Source organism: Halorientalis sp. LT38 (assembly GCF_037031225.1).
Lineage (GTDB): Archaea > Halobacteriota > Halobacteria > Halobacteriales > Haloarculaceae > Halorientalis > Halorientalis halophila.
Genome location: NZ_JAYEZN010000001.1, coordinates 25203 through 39112, shown reverse-complemented (window position 1 = coordinate 39112; position 13910 = coordinate 25203). Strand labels below are relative to the sequence as shown.

The 13910-nt window shown below is 67.6% G+C and carries 13 protein-coding genes and 1 tRNA gene; 9 read left to right on the top strand and 5 right to left on the bottom strand.

Features of this window, described 5'->3' with window-relative positions; translation table 11 throughout:
• Position 1 precedes the first annotated feature (1 nt).
• Positions 2-1096 carry a S1C family serine protease gene (locus tag U5918_RS00215; RefSeq protein WP_335998567.1) on the bottom strand — a complete coding sequence of 365 codons (1095 nt, stop codon included), beginning with the start codon at positions 1094-1096 and terminating at the stop codon, positions 2-4.
• A gap of 472 nt (positions 1097-1568) precedes the next feature.
• Between U5918_RS00215 and U5918_RS00210 the strand changes: the two genes are divergently transcribed.
• Entirely contained in the window at positions 1569-2198 is a 630-nt protein-coding gene (locus U5918_RS00210) for a response regulator (protein ID WP_335998566.1), read from the top strand.
• 428 nt (positions 2199-2626) lie between these two features.
• On the opposite strand, the gene U5918_RS00205 is transcribed toward U5918_RS00210, so the two are convergent.
• A tRNA-Leu gene (locus tag U5918_RS00205) sits at positions 2627-2711 on the bottom strand.
• A 163-nt stretch (positions 2712-2874) separates the two neighbouring features.
• Here U5918_RS00205 and U5918_RS00200 point away from each other — a divergent pair.
• The 3 genes from U5918_RS00200 to U5918_RS00190 all read left to right on the top strand — a co-directional run bounded on the left by U5918_RS00200 (position 2875) and on the right by U5918_RS00190 (position 5174).
• Positions 2875-3402: a multiprotein-bridging factor 1 family protein gene (locus tag U5918_RS00200; protein WP_335998564.1), complete on the top strand. Its 528-nt coding sequence runs from the start codon at positions 2875-2877 to the stop codon at positions 3400-3402.
• Positions 3403-3465: 63 nt separating this feature from the next.
• Complete coding sequence (locus tag U5918_RS00195; RefSeq protein WP_335998562.1) at positions 3466-4590, top strand: acyl-CoA dehydrogenase family protein; 1125 nt, start codon at positions 3466-3468, stop codon at positions 4588-4590.
• Between the two features lie 41 nt (positions 4591-4631).
• A complete protein-coding gene (locus U5918_RS00190; protein WP_335998560.1) occupies positions 4632-5174 on the top strand; it encodes an HAD family hydrolase in 543 nt (180 codons plus the stop codon).
• Positions 5175-5209: 35 nt separating this feature from the next.
• Here the strand turns inward: U5918_RS00190 and U5918_RS00185 are convergent, their stop codons facing one another.
• Entirely contained in the window at positions 5210-5389 is a 180-nt protein-coding gene (locus U5918_RS00185; RefSeq protein WP_336003264.1) for a DUF5822 domain-containing protein, read from the bottom strand.
• A 165-nt stretch (positions 5390-5554) separates the two neighbouring features.
• Between U5918_RS00185 and panB the strand changes: the two genes are divergently transcribed.
• The gene (gene panB / locus U5918_RS00180) at positions 5555-6361 is read left to right on the top strand and encodes a 3-methyl-2-oxobutanoate hydroxymethyltransferase (protein WP_335998558.1); all 807 of its coding nucleotides are present in this window, start codon (positions 5555-5557) and stop codon (positions 6359-6361) included.
• Positions 6362-6370: 9 nt separating this feature from the next.
• Here the strand turns inward: panB and U5918_RS00175 are convergent, their stop codons facing one another.
• Positions 6371-8137 (bottom strand): sensor histidine kinase, encoded by a 1767-nt coding sequence (locus U5918_RS00175; RefSeq protein WP_335998556.1) that lies wholly within the window; start codon positions 8135-8137, stop codon positions 6371-6373.
• Positions 8138-8229: 92 nt separating this feature from the next.
• Positions 8230-9009 carry an alpha/beta fold hydrolase gene (locus tag U5918_RS00170; protein WP_335998555.1) on the bottom strand — a complete coding sequence of 260 codons (780 nt, stop codon included), beginning with the start codon at positions 9007-9009 and terminating at the stop codon, positions 8230-8232.
• A gap of 156 nt (positions 9010-9165) precedes the next feature.
• On the opposite strand from U5918_RS00170, the gene U5918_RS00165 reads away from it, so the two are divergent.
• From U5918_RS00165 to U5918_RS00150, 4 genes are all read left to right on the top strand, one after another.
• Positions 9166-9405, top strand: a complete 240-nt coding sequence (locus U5918_RS00165) for a DUF7127 family protein (RefSeq protein WP_335998553.1) — start codon at positions 9166-9168, stop codon at positions 9403-9405.
• Positions 9402-11675, top strand: coding sequence for a CDC48 family AAA ATPase (locus U5918_RS00160; RefSeq protein WP_335998551.1), 2274 nt, complete (start codon positions 9402-9404; stop codon positions 11673-11675). Before U5918_RS00165 ends, U5918_RS00160 begins: the two co-directional genes overlap by 4 nt.
• Positions 11676-11979: 304 nt before the next feature.
• Complete coding sequence (locus U5918_RS00155) at positions 11980-12744, top strand: SRPBCC family protein (RefSeq protein WP_335998549.1); 765 nt, start codon at positions 11980-11982, stop codon at positions 12742-12744.
• Positions 12741-13910 (top strand): zinc-dependent alcohol dehydrogenase, encoded by a 1170-nt coding sequence (locus tag U5918_RS00150; protein WP_335998547.1) that lies wholly within the window; start codon positions 12741-12743, stop codon positions 13908-13910. The genes U5918_RS00155 and U5918_RS00150 overlap by 4 nt, the downstream gene beginning before the upstream one ends.

Genomic DNA, 13910 nt, shown 5'->3' with positions numbered 1-13910 from the left:
GTCAGGTCGTGGGCCGTTCGCCGAGGGTGAGGTCGACGGTGGTCCGGCTCCCGTCGCGGATCACCTCGAGGGGGATCGTGTCGCCGGGACTCGTGACGAGGGCCAGGTAGGTGGAGAGCGCCTCCTGGCTCTGGATCCGCTGCTCGCCCATCCGGACGATGACGTCGCCCCCGACCGGGACCTGGACGCCGTCGATGCGGGTCGACTGACCCCCCGATCCCTCCAGGACGTCGCCAGCGGGGCCGTCCGGACGGACCGCGTCGATGTAGACGCCGTCGGCGTCAGGCAAGTCGTTGGCCTCGGCGATCAGTGGGGTGACGCTCGTGAGGCTCACGCCCATGAAGGAGTGATCGTACCGGCCACGCTCGATCAGCGCGGGGATGACGCGACGCATCAGCGCCGCGGAGATGGCGAAGCCGATGTTGTCGCCCCCGCCGGAGTTGATGACGCCCGCGACTCGACCGTCGAGGGTCACGAGCGGGCCGCCGCTGTTGCCCGGGTTGACGGGCGCGTCGGTCTGGATCGCGTCCGGGATGCGGAAGTTGTTCGGCGCGGGCAGGGACCGATCGACGCCGCTGACCACGCCCGACGTCAGCGAGCCGGTGTACCCGAGCGGATTACCGATCGCGATAACGCGCTGGCCGACGGCGACCTGGCCGTCGATGAGCGACAGCGGTGTCGCGGACGCGGGGACGTCCGGCACGTCGAGCACCGCGAGATCGCTGTAGGCGTCGGTGCCGACCACCGCTGCGGTGCGCCACTGGCCGTCGGTGAACCGGACGCGGACCCGGTCGGCGTTCGCGACGACGTGCTGGTTGGTGACGACGTAGCCGTCGTCGTACACGAATCCCGATCCCTCGCCGTTTCGACCGGCGGCGCCGTAGACGCGGAGCAGGACAACGGAGTCGATGGTCTCGCGGTAGACGTCCGTGTAGACCGACTCCGACTCCGGCGTGGAGTTCAGTAGCGACCGGGCGTCCGGGTTCGAGACGTTCCCCGAAGAGTCTGATCGCGGTGTGTTACACCCCGCGACGCCGGCCGCCGCGGCCGTCGCAGTCGCCAACAACCGTCGCCGCGTCAACTGCTCGCTGCCCATACACCGGATTCGGACGGGAGCGAATAAAGACCGGCGATACGCAGTATTCGCCGACGAAAACGCTGTCGCTGACTGGTCTGGTCGCGTGAGGAAAGGGGTGGGTGGGGGAAAGGAAAGTGGGGTGGTGGGTGGGGGGTGGGTGGGTGGGTGGGTACGGTGGTGGTCAGAACGCCACCACTGTGCCAGCATGTGCAGTTGACGGCAGGTAGCTAATAAACGTATCCCTGAAATTATCGATGTTGATATTTCGGGCCGGAGGACTGGCTGCCCCGTCCACGCCCGGCCAGACGGGACTCGCGCAATCGACGTTCGCACAATAATCCGGTAAGAACCACCGCTATACCGGAGCTGGTCGTCTTCGGACCCCGTATTTCCCCCAATCTATTTCTTGACTTGCGGTCATACGGCGAACAAGGATGGTTCGCGAATCCGCTGTGTCGTTGGGGGCCTGCCAGTACGGCGTGATAGAGAGATGAGTCAGGGATCACCGGTCGTCCTCGTCGTGGACGACAACAGGGCTATCGCGAACACCTACACCGCCTTTCTCTCGGACGAGTACGACGTCCGGACCGCGTACGACGGGAAGGAGGCGCTGGACGAACTCGACGAGGGCGTCGACGTCGTCCTGCTCGACCGGCGGATGCCGGAAGTCTCCGGCGACGCCGTCCTCGAGGAGATCGAGTCCCGCCAGCTCGACTGCCGGGTCGTGATGCTCACCGCCGTCGACCCCGACTTCGACATCATCGACATGGGGTTCGACGAGTACCTCGTCAAGCCAATCGAGCGCGAGGAACTGAACGAAGTCGTCAACGAGATGCTCGAACGGGCCACCTACGACGACGACTTCCGGCGCTTTCTGGCCCTGGTCTCGAAGAAGGCGACCCTCGAGAAGGAAAAATCCAGCGCGGAACTGGAGGCCAGCGAGGAGTACGAGAAGATCAAACGCCGACTGCAGGAGCGCCGCGAACAGGTCGGCGTCGACGTGACCGCGCTCGAGGAGAACTTCTCGGAGGTGTCGGGCACCATCAAGGTGACCGAGATGACCGACGACCGCGACGTCCCCGACATCCCCGGCGTCGACGAGGACGAAGCCGGCGAGTGAGCCGGGCGCTGTTCGTTTGCGGTTTTCACCGACGTAACTGTCGCTCACTGGCTTGCTCCGAAAGGAATTATGCGTGGGTGCAGTCCCAAGGGGAGTGCACCTGCACTCTGTCGGCGGCTTCGCCGCCTCCGTTCGCGGGCGTAGCCCGCGCGATGAGTGCGTGGGACCGGATTTGAACTTCCGTCACTTCGCTCCGCTCGTGACGACGTTCGCGGTCGGCACGCCGACCGCTCACCGGCGGACCCCTACGGGACAGCGCCCGCAACGCTGCGCTGACGGCCCGGTCGAGCACTGTGAATATCGTGTAGCAACTGCTCACGGACTTGCACTGAAAGGAATTATGCGTGGGTGCAGTCCCAAGGGGAGTGCACCTGCACTCTGTCGGCGGCTTCGCCGCCTCCGTTCGCGGGCGTAGCCCGCGCGATGAGTGCGTGGGACCGGATTTGAACCGGCGGACCCCTACGGGACAGCGCCCTCAACGCTGCGCCGTTGGCCTGGCTTGGCTACCCACGCACTGCGCGTCTGTCTGCACTCCGTCGATATCCGTGGCCGAATAAAAGGGCTTTCGTTTGCCGTCGGCGAGGGCCGGAAGGACCCCGAGGAGCCGACACCGCTCGGAGCCTCGACAGCCGTCCGAAACGGACCTTTCAAATACGGGGCCGCTTTTACCGGTCGTATGGCCAAATACTCGACCGGCGACGCGGGCGGAAACGCCGGCGGGAGCTGCGAACTCTGCGGTGCGGAGGACGCGGACCTCCGCACGGCGAACGTCGCCGGGGCCCGACTCGAAGTCTGCGGGGACTGCGCCCAGCACGGCGACGACGCGGGCAGCAGTTCCGGCGGCAGTTCCGACAGTAGTTCCGGTGGCAGTTCCGGCAGATCCGAAACCGACCGCAAGCGCCGCGCGGCACAGAACGCCGCCCGCCTCGACGACGCGCGGAAAGGCGATTCCACCCACTGGGAGGAGGAGGGCACCGACTACGAGGACGACCGGCTCCCCTACCTCGTCACCGACTACGGAAAGCGCCTGACCGACGCGCGCCAGGACGCCGGCCTCCAGCTCGAGGAGCTCGCCGACGACCTCGAGATCGACCAGTCCGACCTCCTCGCCGTCGAACAGGGCCGCGCCACCCAGGCCGGCGTCGGTGGCTCGGTCATCACCAAACTCGAGGACCGTCTCGACGTGGAACTCTCCGAATCCTGACCGCCAGGATCACACGATCGGTCGCCCCGTCCGTTTTTGTCCCGCGCCCACCCAGAGAGAGCCATGCACCTCTCGCCCGAACAGGTTGCGATCCGGGACACCGTCCGGGAGTTCGCCGAGGCGGAGATCCGACCCGTCGCCCGCGAGGCCGACGAGACCGGAGAGTTTCCCGAAGCCGTCTGGGACGGCCTGGCCGATCTCGATCTCACTGGGCTCACAGTACCGGAAGCGTACGGCGGCTTCGACGCCGACCGCGTCACCTACGCGCTCGTCAACGAAGCGGTCGCGACGGGCGCGCTGGCGGTCGCGACCGCCCTCTCGGTCCACTGTCTCGCCACCTCCTGCATCCGCGAGTTCGGCGACGAGTCGCTCAAGGAGGAATGGCTCCCGGAGATGGTCGACGGCCGTCCCGTCGGCGCGTTCGCGCTCTCGGAGCCACACGCTGGCTCGAACCCCGCCGAGATGACCACCGAGGCGCGGCGCGAGGGCGACGAGTACGTCATCGAGGGAACCAAGCAGTGGATCACCAACGGTGAGCGCTCTGGCGTCGCCGTCCTCTTTGCGAAGACCGACCGCGACGACCCCGACAGCGTCACGCAGTTCCTGGTCCCCAAGGACACCGAAGGGCTGGAAGTCGGAAAGCGAGAGGACAAACTGGGACTGCGTGCGAGCGACACGACGACGCTCGAATTCGACGGCGCGCGGATCCCGGCCGAGTATCGGTTGACAGAGGAGGGCCGGGGGCTGTCGGCGGCGCTGTCGATCCTCACGGGCGGGCGCATCGGTATCGCCGCCCAGTCGGTCGGCCTCGCGCAGGCGGCACTGGACGAGGCGGTCGACTACGCGGGCGAGCGCGAGCAGTTCGACCGACCCATCGGCGACTTCCAGGCGATCCAGCACAAACTCGCGGAGATGCAGACCACGGTGCGGGCGGGGCGGTTGCTGACCCTCGACGCGGCCAGGCGGGCGGACGCCGGCGAGGACGTGCGATCGGCCGCGGCGATGGCGAAGTACTTCGCGAGCGAGGGGGCGGTCGACGTGACCAACGAGGCCGTGCAGATCCACGGCGGCTACGGCTACACGACCGACTTCGACGTGGAGCGGCTCTACCGCGACGCGAAGGTGACGACCATCTACGAGGGGACGACGGAGATCCAGAAGAACGTGATCGCGCGCGAACTGCTGTAGGCACCGAAGGGGCTATTTTCCAGCCGGACCAATCGGCGCCCGTGACTCTCCAGGCGTACGAGGCGATCGTCTACGACCTCGACGGGACCCTGGTCCACCTCGACGTGGACTGGGAGGAGGTCCGTCGGGCGGTGGCGGCCGTCCTCCGGGCCCGCGGGGTCGACGTCGACGGCGCCGACCTCTGGGCCATGCTGGAACTGTCTGACGAGACGGGCTACCGGCGGCGGGTCGAGGAGACCATCGCCGAGTTCGAGCGCGAGGGCGCGCGCACGTCCCGCCGGCTCCCGCTCTCGCGGACGGTGCCTGCTGACCGGCCGGTGGCCGTCTGCTCACTCAACTCCGAGGCCGCCTGCCGGATCGCACTGGAGACCTACGGGCTCGACGGTTCGGTGGACGTCGTCGTCGGCCGTGACTCCGTGGCGACGGAGAAACCCGATCCCGAACCACTGCTGGCCGCCGTCGACGGCCTCGGTGCGCGGCCGGCCGACGCGCTGTTCGTCGGCGACTCGGAGCGCGACGAGGTGACCGCAAGGCGCGCGGGAACGGAGTACGTCTACGCGCGCGAGTTCCCGTGCGCGGAGTGAAACGGCCCTCGAGAACTGCCGGATCCGGGGGACGATCAGGTCTGGACGCGGCGGGCGTAGAGGTAGACGGCGACGGCGGTGCAGAACCAGACGACGGCGCCGACGCGAATGGCGAAATTGGCGCGTGCGGGCCAAGTGTTCAGTTCCACGACGACCGCGAGCAGCGCGACCAGCGGCGCGCCGACCACGATGGTCGTGACGAAGGTCACCTGCATCACCCAGCCGTAGTCGATCCCGTCGGGGTCGGTCGTCGCGTCGGGCTCGCGGTCCTGCAGAGACGGCGGCACACCGGTTCGTGTGACCGGTCGGAATAAGCAACTGTCGGTCGCGGCTTGCCAGTATCGGACACGTTTACGGCCCCGGGCGACCGAGCCGAGGGTATGCGAGCACAGGAGATCCGGGACGCGGCCGGCGAGGAGCCGCTCACCATGTTGACCGCCTACGACGCGCCGACCGCGGCGGTCCTCGACGAGGTCGGCGTCGACGTGATCCTCGTTGGCGACTCGATCGGGAACCTCCGGCTGGGCTACGACTCGACGCTGCCCGTCACCGTCGACGAGATCGCGAGCGCGACCGCCGCCGTCGCCCGCGCGACCGAGGACGCCATGGTGATCGCCGACATGCCCTTCCTATCCTTCGGCGCCGACGAAGACGAGGCGATCCAGCACTGTGGGCGGATGCTCAAGGAGGCCAATGCCGACGCGGTGAAACTCGAGTCGGGCCAGCACACCGTGGAGCTGACCCGCCGGCTCACGCAGATCGGGATCCCGGTGCAGGCCCACCTCGGCCTCACCCCCCAGAGCGAGAACGAGACGGGGCTCTTCCGGCAGGGAACCGACGAGGACTCGGCCCGGGAGATCGTCGACCTCGCCGAACGCCACGAGGAGGCGGGCGCGTTCTCGCTCGTGCTCGAACACGTCCCCGCGAACCTCGGCGCCGCGGTCACCGAGGCCATCGACATCCCGACCATCGGTATCGGTGCGGGCCCGGACTGTGACGGCCAGGTGCTCACCGTCGACGAGGTGATCGGGCTGAGCGAGGGCGTCGCGCCCTTCTCGAAGGCCTTCGGGAACGTGCGCGAGGAGATGCGCGAGGCCGTCGCGGGGTACAGAGACGCCGTCGAGTCGGGTGAGTTCCCCGCCGAGGAACACAGCCACTACGAGGACGACCTCGACGACGTGTACTGAGCGGCCGGATCAGGACCCGGCCGAAGTCCGGTCGCCCGCGAGCGACGACAGGTCTCCGTCGCCCCGCTCCGTCCTGACCTCGAAGCGCGCCCCGCCCTCGGTGCCTTCCGCGAGGGCGATCTCCCAGCCGTGGGCCTCGACCACGCTCTCGACGATAGAGAGACCCAGCCCGGTGCCGTCCTCGTCGCTCGTGACGCCGCGGTCGAAGACCTCGGAGCGCCGCTCCGGTGCGATACCGGGGCCGGTGTCCTCGACGTAGAACCCGTCGTCGAGCGTGCCGACGCGGACCGTCACGTCTGGCCGTCCGTGTTCGATACTATTTCGATAGAGGTTCTCGAGCAGCTGGAGGAGCCGGCTCTCGTCGGCCGCGACCGTCCCGTCACCGTCCGTGACGAGGGTCGCGTCCGCGGTGTCGACGTTCGACCAGGCCTCGCGGGCGATCGAGTCGAGCGAGAGCGTCGTCGTCTCCTCGACGGTCTGGCTCTGGCGAGCCATCGTCAGCACGTCGTCGATCAGGTCCTCCATCCGGTCGAGTGCCGCTGCGGCCTCGTCGAGGGACTCCTCGTTTCCGGCCTGTGCGAGTTCGACGTGCCCCGACGCCACGTTCAGCGGGTTCCGGAGGTCGTGCGAGACGATGCCGGCGAACTCCTCGAGCTGCTCGTTCTGGCGGCGGAGTCGTTCCTCGCTCTCCTTGCGCTCCGTGACGTCGTGCATCAGGATGACGTCGCCGACGTCGCGGTCCTCGTCGCCGCCGACGCCCGTCACGCGGATCGAGATACATCGGCTGTCGGCCCCCTCGTCGATCCAGACCTCCGCCTCCGTCTCCTCGAGAGCGCCGTCCTCGTCCAGCAACACCTGGAGGGGACCGTCGTCGGCGACGACGTCGGCGAAGCGCTTGCCGACGATCCGACGGTTCTCGCCCAGCACCGACCGTGCGGTGGGATTCACGTCGACGATCCGGCCCTCGTCGTCGAGGACGACGAACCCGGTGGGAATCTCCTCGACGATGAACTGGCGAGCCAGCGGAACGACGTCGGAAAAGCGCGAACTGATTCGCCGCAATAATCCGTCCAGTGAGAACCAGTAGTACAACGACGACGTGTATGCGCCGAGCACGCCGAGCAGCCCGCCGAGGGGGAACAGGAAGAGGCCGAGCATCAGGTTGGGTAACGGACTGTACCCGAGGAGGCTCACCGTGTGACCGACCAGTATCAAGACGCCAGTCGTGAGGAGGACGAAGTTACGGGTCCGGTAGACGTTCCGCGACCGGAGGAACTTGGTGAACAAGAAGTACGAGGCCACCCCGACGAGGAGGTACGAGGCCGCCACGTACGCCGTCGGACCGGGTTGGAGGCCGTAGGAGAGCGTCGTGAGACCGCCGTCGCTGGTGAGGGTAACGTCGGTGAGCGTGGACTCGGGGAAGGGACGGACGAAGATACCGTGAGCGACGTACGCGAGGGGGAGGCCGAAGAGGACCGCCACTGTCGCCGGCCGATGCAGGGAGTCGCGGCCGGTGTAGCGGGTCGCGAAGAAAAACCAGCACTGGCCGGTGATCGCCGGCCCGAACAGCAGGAACCGCAACCAGAACAGCTTGGCCTCCAGTGACGTGTTCACGACGACCATGATCTCGCCCACCGTCCAGATACCCAGGGAGAGCATCGTCAGGACGAACCACGTCGCCCCCGGTTTGGGCCGGAGACGCCACCCGTTGTACGCGAGGGCGACGACGACGATGAACGTCAGGCCGAGAACCGGGAGAAAGATGGGGAACTGCATCCAATACCTAGAGTAGCTGAAACGATTCCGTATACCTAGTGGCTGGAACCGGACTCGAAACCAGCCGAGACTTTAAATTGGTCTGCTCGGTCTCAGAGCCGGTCGAGAAACGCGTCCAGGCCGTCGTTCCAGGCAGCCGGATTCTCGAGCATCGCCATGTGGCTGGTCCCGGGGACCTCGGCGTACTCGGCGTCGGGCAGGTGCTCGACGAGGTACTCCGAGAAGGTCGGCGGGGTCAGCGAGTCGTTGTCGCCGACGATGCAGAGCGCCGGGACGGTGATCTCGTCCAGGCGGTCGCGCACGTCGAAGGTGTCGCAGGTCGAGAGGTCGCGCTTGAGCATCGCCATCCCGACCTCCCGCATCAGTTCGTCGGTCGGCCCGGCGGCCGGGTGGTCGGTGTCCTCGAAGAGGACGTTCGCCGACCGCATGAACGAGAGGATGGGTTCGACGTCGCCACCGAGCATCGCTCCCACGTCCTCGCCGATGCCGAGTTTGGCGCCCGTGCCAGCGAGCACGACCGCCTCTGGGTCGTAGGCGTCCTCGAGGACGAGGGTCTGGACGACCGCGCCGCCGAGCGAGTGGCCGGCGATCACGTCGGCGTCGGTAGCGCGCGCGACCGCTGCCACGTCACGCACGTACGCGTCCATCGTCTCCGGGCCGGCCGGGGTGTCGACGTCCTCGGAGTCGCCGTGGCCGCTCAGGTCCAGCGTCACGGCCGTGTAGCCCTCGCGTCCGGTCTGTTCGCGCCACACGTCGTTGCGCTGGCCGCTCCCGTGGACGAAACAGACGACCGGCCCGTCGTCGTCCCCATCGCCGTCCGCTCCGTCGACCCAGTACGCCGTCTCGCGGCCGTCGTGTGCCACCGTCTGCATACCGGCCCTTCCGGCGACGCAGTGATAAATCCCACCGGGTTCGCCGACCGGCCGGAGGATCGAACCGCAATTCGACCGTCAATCGACGACACCGATGCCGTCGTGCGTTTTGTGGGCGACAGATTTATATACTCTCGCGACTAACTTAGAGTTAGTATGAATGGTCAAGAGCAGTTCAGAGCGGAGGAAGGCCCCGTGGGTCGGCGCGAGTACGAGGACGGCGCGGTCGTGTTCGTGGCCGACGTCGGGGTCGGTCGCGACGCGAGCGTCGACGTGGTCGGTGATACCGCCATCGTCGTCGCGGACGGAGAGCAGTACGAATTCGACATCGAAGACGGAGAGGACGCGCAAGCGTTTATGAAAAACGGCGTCCTCACTGTCGAGGTGGACCTATGAAACTCACCGTCAAGCCCCTGAAGCAAAAGGACGCGGGGCGCGGGCTGGCCGCCATCGACCGCGCTGCCATGTCCGAGATGGGCCTCGAGAACGGCGATTACATCGTCATCGAGGGCAAGAACAGCGGGCGCGCTGTCGCCCGCGTCTGGCCCGGCTACCCCGAGGACGAGGGCAAGGGCGTCGTCCGGATCGACGGCCAGCTCCGCCAGGAGGCAAACGTCGGGATCGACGACTCCGTCGAGGTCGAGGGCGCGGACGTCAAGCCCGCCACCTCGATCACGGTCGCGCTCCCCCAGAACCTCCGGGTCCGAGGTAACGTCGGCCCCCACATCCGTAACAAGCTCTCCGGACAGGCCGTCACGACGGGGCAGACGGTGCCCTTCTCGCTCGGTCTGGGCCCGCTCTCGTCGATGTCGGGCCAGAAGATCCCGCTGAAGATCGCCGAGACCGATCCCTCCGGCACTGTCGTCGTCACGGACTCGACGGACATCCAGGTGAGCGAGAAGCCGGCCGAACAGATCGTCGGCGAGGGCACCGGCGGCGCGGCCAGCCAGGAGACGCCCAACGTCACCTACGAGGACATCGGCGGGCTCGACGACGAGCTCGAACAGGTCCGCGAGATGATCGAGCTGCCGATGCGCCACCCCGAGCTGTTCCAGCAGCTCGGCATCGAGCCGCCGAAAGGCGTCCTCCTGCACGGCCCGCCCGGCACGGGGAAGACCCTGATGGCCAAGGCCGTCGCCAACGAGATCGACGCCTACTTCACCAACATCTCGGGCCCCGAGATCATGTCGAAGTACTACGGGGAGAGCGAGGAACAGCTCCGCGAGGTGTTCGAGGAGGCCGAAGAGAACGCCCCGGCCATCGTCTTCATCGACGAGATCGACTCGATCGCGCCCAAGCGCGGCGAGACTTCCGGTGACGTCGAGCGGCGCGTCGTGGCGCAACTGCTCAGCCTGATGGACGGGCTAGACGAGCGCCGCGAGGTCGTCGTCATCGGCGCGACCAACCGCGTCGACAGCATCGACCCCGCGCTCCGGCGTGGCGGTCGCTTCGACCGCGAGATCGAGATCGGCGTCCCGGACAAGGACGGCCGCAAGGAGATCCTGCAGGTCCACACCCGCGGGATGCCCCTGACCGACGACATCGACCTCGACAAGTACGCCGAGAACACGCACGGGTTCGTCGGCGCGGACCTCGAATCGCTGACCAAGGAGTCGGCGATGAACGCGCTGCGACGCATCCGCCCGGAACTCGACCTCGAGAGCGAGGAGATCGACGCCGAGGTCCTCGAACGGTTGCAGGTCACCGAGACGGACTTCAAGGACGCGCTGAAGGGGATCGAACCCTCGGCGCTCCGTGAAGTGTTCGTCGAAGTTCCGGACATCACCTGGAACGACGTCGGCGGCCTCGAGGACACCAAGGAACGGCTCCGCGAGACGATCCAGTGGCCCCTCGAGTACCCCGAGGTGTTCGAGACGCTGGACATGCAGGCCGCCAAGGGCGTCCTCATGTACGGCCCGCCGGGCACGGGGAAGACCCTGCTCGCCAAAGCCGTCGCCAACGAGGCCCAGTCCAACTTCATCTCGGTGAAGGGGCCGGAACTGCTCAACAAGTTCGTCGGGGAGTCCGAGAAGGGCGTCCGCGAGATCTTCGAGAAGGCCCGGGCGAACGCGCCCACGGTGATCTTCTTCGACGAGATCGACTCGATCGCGGGCGAACGCGGGCGGAACGCCAGCGACTCGGGCGTCGGCGAGCGCGTCGTCTCCCAGTTGCTGACGGAACTCGACGGCATCGAGGCCCTGGAGGACGTCGTGGTGATCGCCACCTCGAACCGACCGGACCTGATCGACTCCGCGCTGCTCCGTCCCGGACGGCTGGACCGGCACGTCCACGTGCCCGTCCCCGACGAGGACGGCCGCCGGAAGATCCTCGAGGTCCACACCCGGAACAAGCCGCTGGCCGACGACGTCGACCTCGACAAGCTGGCGCGCCAGACCGAGGGCTACGTCGGCGCCGACATCGAGGCGCTGGCCCGCGAGGCCTCCATGGCCGCCAGCCGTGAGTTCATCGGCAGCGTCGACCCCGAAGAAGTCGGCGAGAGCGTGGGCAACGTCCGCGTGACGATGGACCACTTCGAGTACGCGCTCGACCAGGTGGGCCCCAGCGTCGACGACGATACCCGCGAGCGCTACGACGAGATCGAAGAGCGCTTCGACACCACCGAGCCGGCGGTCGACGAAGAGACCGTCAGCCGGACCTTCCAGTAGTACCTTTTTTGCGGGGTGGGTCGCTGACCCACCCCGCAAAAAATCTACGCTAAAAAAGCGGAACTCGCGCTACGCGCGAGTTCCGAGAACCGCGCTCCCTTCGGTCGCGCGGATGCTGGTTTTTTCTCTAATCACACACTCCAGCAAGCCACGACTGGACAGCTCGGCCCCCGATTTATCCCTCCTGCAGGCGCAGGCAACGGCACTAATCCGGCGAGTTGCTTTCACGTGAGTGGTACCGGGTACCATCGGTCAGGCTCTCGACGTCCGAAGCCGTCGACCGTGACCCCGGGAGGTGCTCTCGATGGCAACACGATCACAGGACACGACGCGCGCTCGAGTGGGAGAGGGCCAGGGGCGGGAAGAGAGCGGGGACGGCGGCGTCCTCGGCCCGCAGGCGAAACGAGCGGCGCTGGCGGGCGTCGGCCTCGCGCTCCTCGTCCGGGGCGTCCGGCGCCGATCGCTCCGCGGAATCGGGACGGCGCTCGCGGGCGGCTGGCTGCTGACCCGGGCGATACGAAGCGGAAACGGGAAGCGCGAGGCGAGAGGCGGGGCAGGAAGGCGGGGCTCGTCCGCTGGCTCGGCGGCGGTCAGTCGCACGATCTCGGTGGGGAAATCGGCCGACGAGCTCTACGAGGCGTGGCGCGACCCGGAGACCTTCGCGCGGGTCATGAGCCACGTCGCGGACGTCACGCCGTCGGCGAACGACCGCCACCACTGGACCGTCCACACGCCGTACGGACGGGCCGTCTCATGGGAAACCCGGATCGTCGAGGACGACCCCGGTCAGATCGTCCGCTGGGCGACGCCGGGCGACGCGGTGGTGTCCCACGAGGGTGCCGTCCGCTTCCGCGAGGCCGCCGGCGGGCGCGGGACCGAGATGACGCTCACGGTTAGCTTCGACCCGCCGGGCGGTGCCCTCGGCGACGCGGTCCTGAAGCGGCTCGGCATGGCGCCGGAGATGCTCGTCGGCCAGGCGCTCGCGCGGTTCAAGAGTCTCGTCGAGAGCGGCGAGATCCCGACGCTGGAGGGGAATCCCTCGGCACGTGGGGAGGGTGATCTGCTGTGAGGGCGCTGACCTGGCACGGCGAGCAGGACGTCCGCGTCGAGGACGTCCCGCGCCCCCAGATCGTCAACCCGACAGACGCGATCATCGAGGTGACCGCAACGGCGATCTGCGGTTCGGACCTGCACCTCTACCACGGCCGGGTGCCCTCGATGCAGGAGGGGGACGTCCTCGGCCACGAACCGATGGGCGAGGTGATCGAGGTCGGCGACGAGGTGGAGACGCTGGAGGTCGGGGATCGAGTGGTCGTCCCCTTCACCATCAGCTGTGGCTCCTGCTGGTTCTGCGAGAACGACCTCTACTCGCTCTGTGACAACTCGAACCCCAACGCCGAGATCGCCCGCGAGGTCATGGGCCACTCGCCGGCCGGCCTGTTCGGCTACTCCCACATGCTCGGGGGCTACGCCGGCGGGCAGGCGGAGTACCTCCGGGTGCCCTACGCCGACGTCGGCCCGATCAAGATCGAGTCCGACCTCTCGGACGAGGAAGTCCTCTTCCTCTCGGATATCTTCCCGACGGGCTACATGGCCGCCGAGAACGCTGACATCGAGCCGGCGGACACGGTGGCCGTGTGGGGCTGTGGCCCCGTCGGCCAGTTCGCCATCCAGAGCGCCCAGATGATGGGCGCCGACAGGGTGATCGCCATCGACCGGGTCCCCGAACGGCTCGAGATGGCCCGGGAACACGGCGACGCGGTGCCGATCGACTACTCGGAGGAAGACGTCTACCACCGGCTGATGGAGCTGACGGCCAACCGGGGACCGGACAGCTGTATCGACGCCGTCGGGACCGACGCGCACGGCACCGGCCTCGTCGACGCCACCGATCGGATGAAACGCTCGGTGAAACTCGAAGACGACCGGCCCTACGTCCTCCGCGAGGCGATCCGGTGCTGCCGGAAGGGCGGGACCCTCTCCGTGCCCGGCGTCTACGTCGGCCGGATGGACAACTTCCCCTTCGGCCCGCTGATGAACAAAGCCTTGACAGTGAAGACCGGTCAGACGCACGTCCAGCGCTACCTCGGGCCGCTGCTCGAACGCATCGAGGAGGGGGAGATCGACCCCTCGTTCGTCGTGACCCACGAGGCGTCGCTGGAGGACGGGCCGGACCTCTATCGCAAGTTCAACGACAAGGAGGACGACTGCATCAAGGTGGTCCTCCGGCCCTGA

Bases quoted from the DNA above. Each gene is read 5' to 3' on its own strand.
- U5918_RS00195 (WP_335998562.1), top strand. From the start codon at position 3,466: ATGCACCTCTCGCCCGAACAGGTTGCGATCCGGGACACCGTCCGGGAG.
- U5918_RS00165 (WP_335998553.1), top strand. From the start codon at position 9,166: ATGAATGGTCAAGAGCAGTTCAGAGCGGAGGAAGGCCCCGTGGGTCGG.
- U5918_RS00200 (WP_335998564.1), top strand. From the start codon at position 2,875: ATGGCCAAATACTCGACCGGCGACGCGGGCGGAAACGCCGGCGGGAGC.
- U5918_RS00175 (WP_335998556.1), bottom strand. From the start codon at position 8,137: ATGCAGTTCCCCATCTTTCTCCCGGTTCTCGGCCTGACGTTCATCGTC.
- U5918_RS00170 (WP_335998555.1), bottom strand. From the start codon at position 9,009: ATGCAGACGGTGGCACACGACGGCCGCGAGACGGCGTACTGGGTCGAC.
- U5918_RS00160 (WP_335998551.1), top strand. From the start codon at position 9,402: ATGAAACTCACCGTCAAGCCCCTGAAGCAAAAGGACGCGGGGCGCGGG.
- U5918_RS00155 (WP_335998549.1), top strand. From the start codon at position 11,980: ATGGCAACACGATCACAGGACACGACGCGCGCTCGAGTGGGAGAGGGC.
- U5918_RS00210 (WP_335998566.1), top strand. From the start codon at position 1,569: ATGAGTCAGGGATCACCGGTCGTCCTCGTCGTGGACGACAACAGGGCT.
- panB (WP_335998558.1), top strand. From the start codon at position 5,555: ATGCGAGCACAGGAGATCCGGGACGCGGCCGGCGAGGAGCCGCTCACC.
- U5918_RS00185 (WP_336003264.1), bottom strand. From the start codon at position 5,389: ATGCAGGTGACCTTCGTCACGACCATCGTGGTCGGCGCGCCGCTGGTC.
- U5918_RS00215 (WP_335998567.1), bottom strand. From the start codon at position 1,096: ATGGGCAGCGAGCAGTTGACGCGGCGACGGTTGTTGGCGACTGCGACG.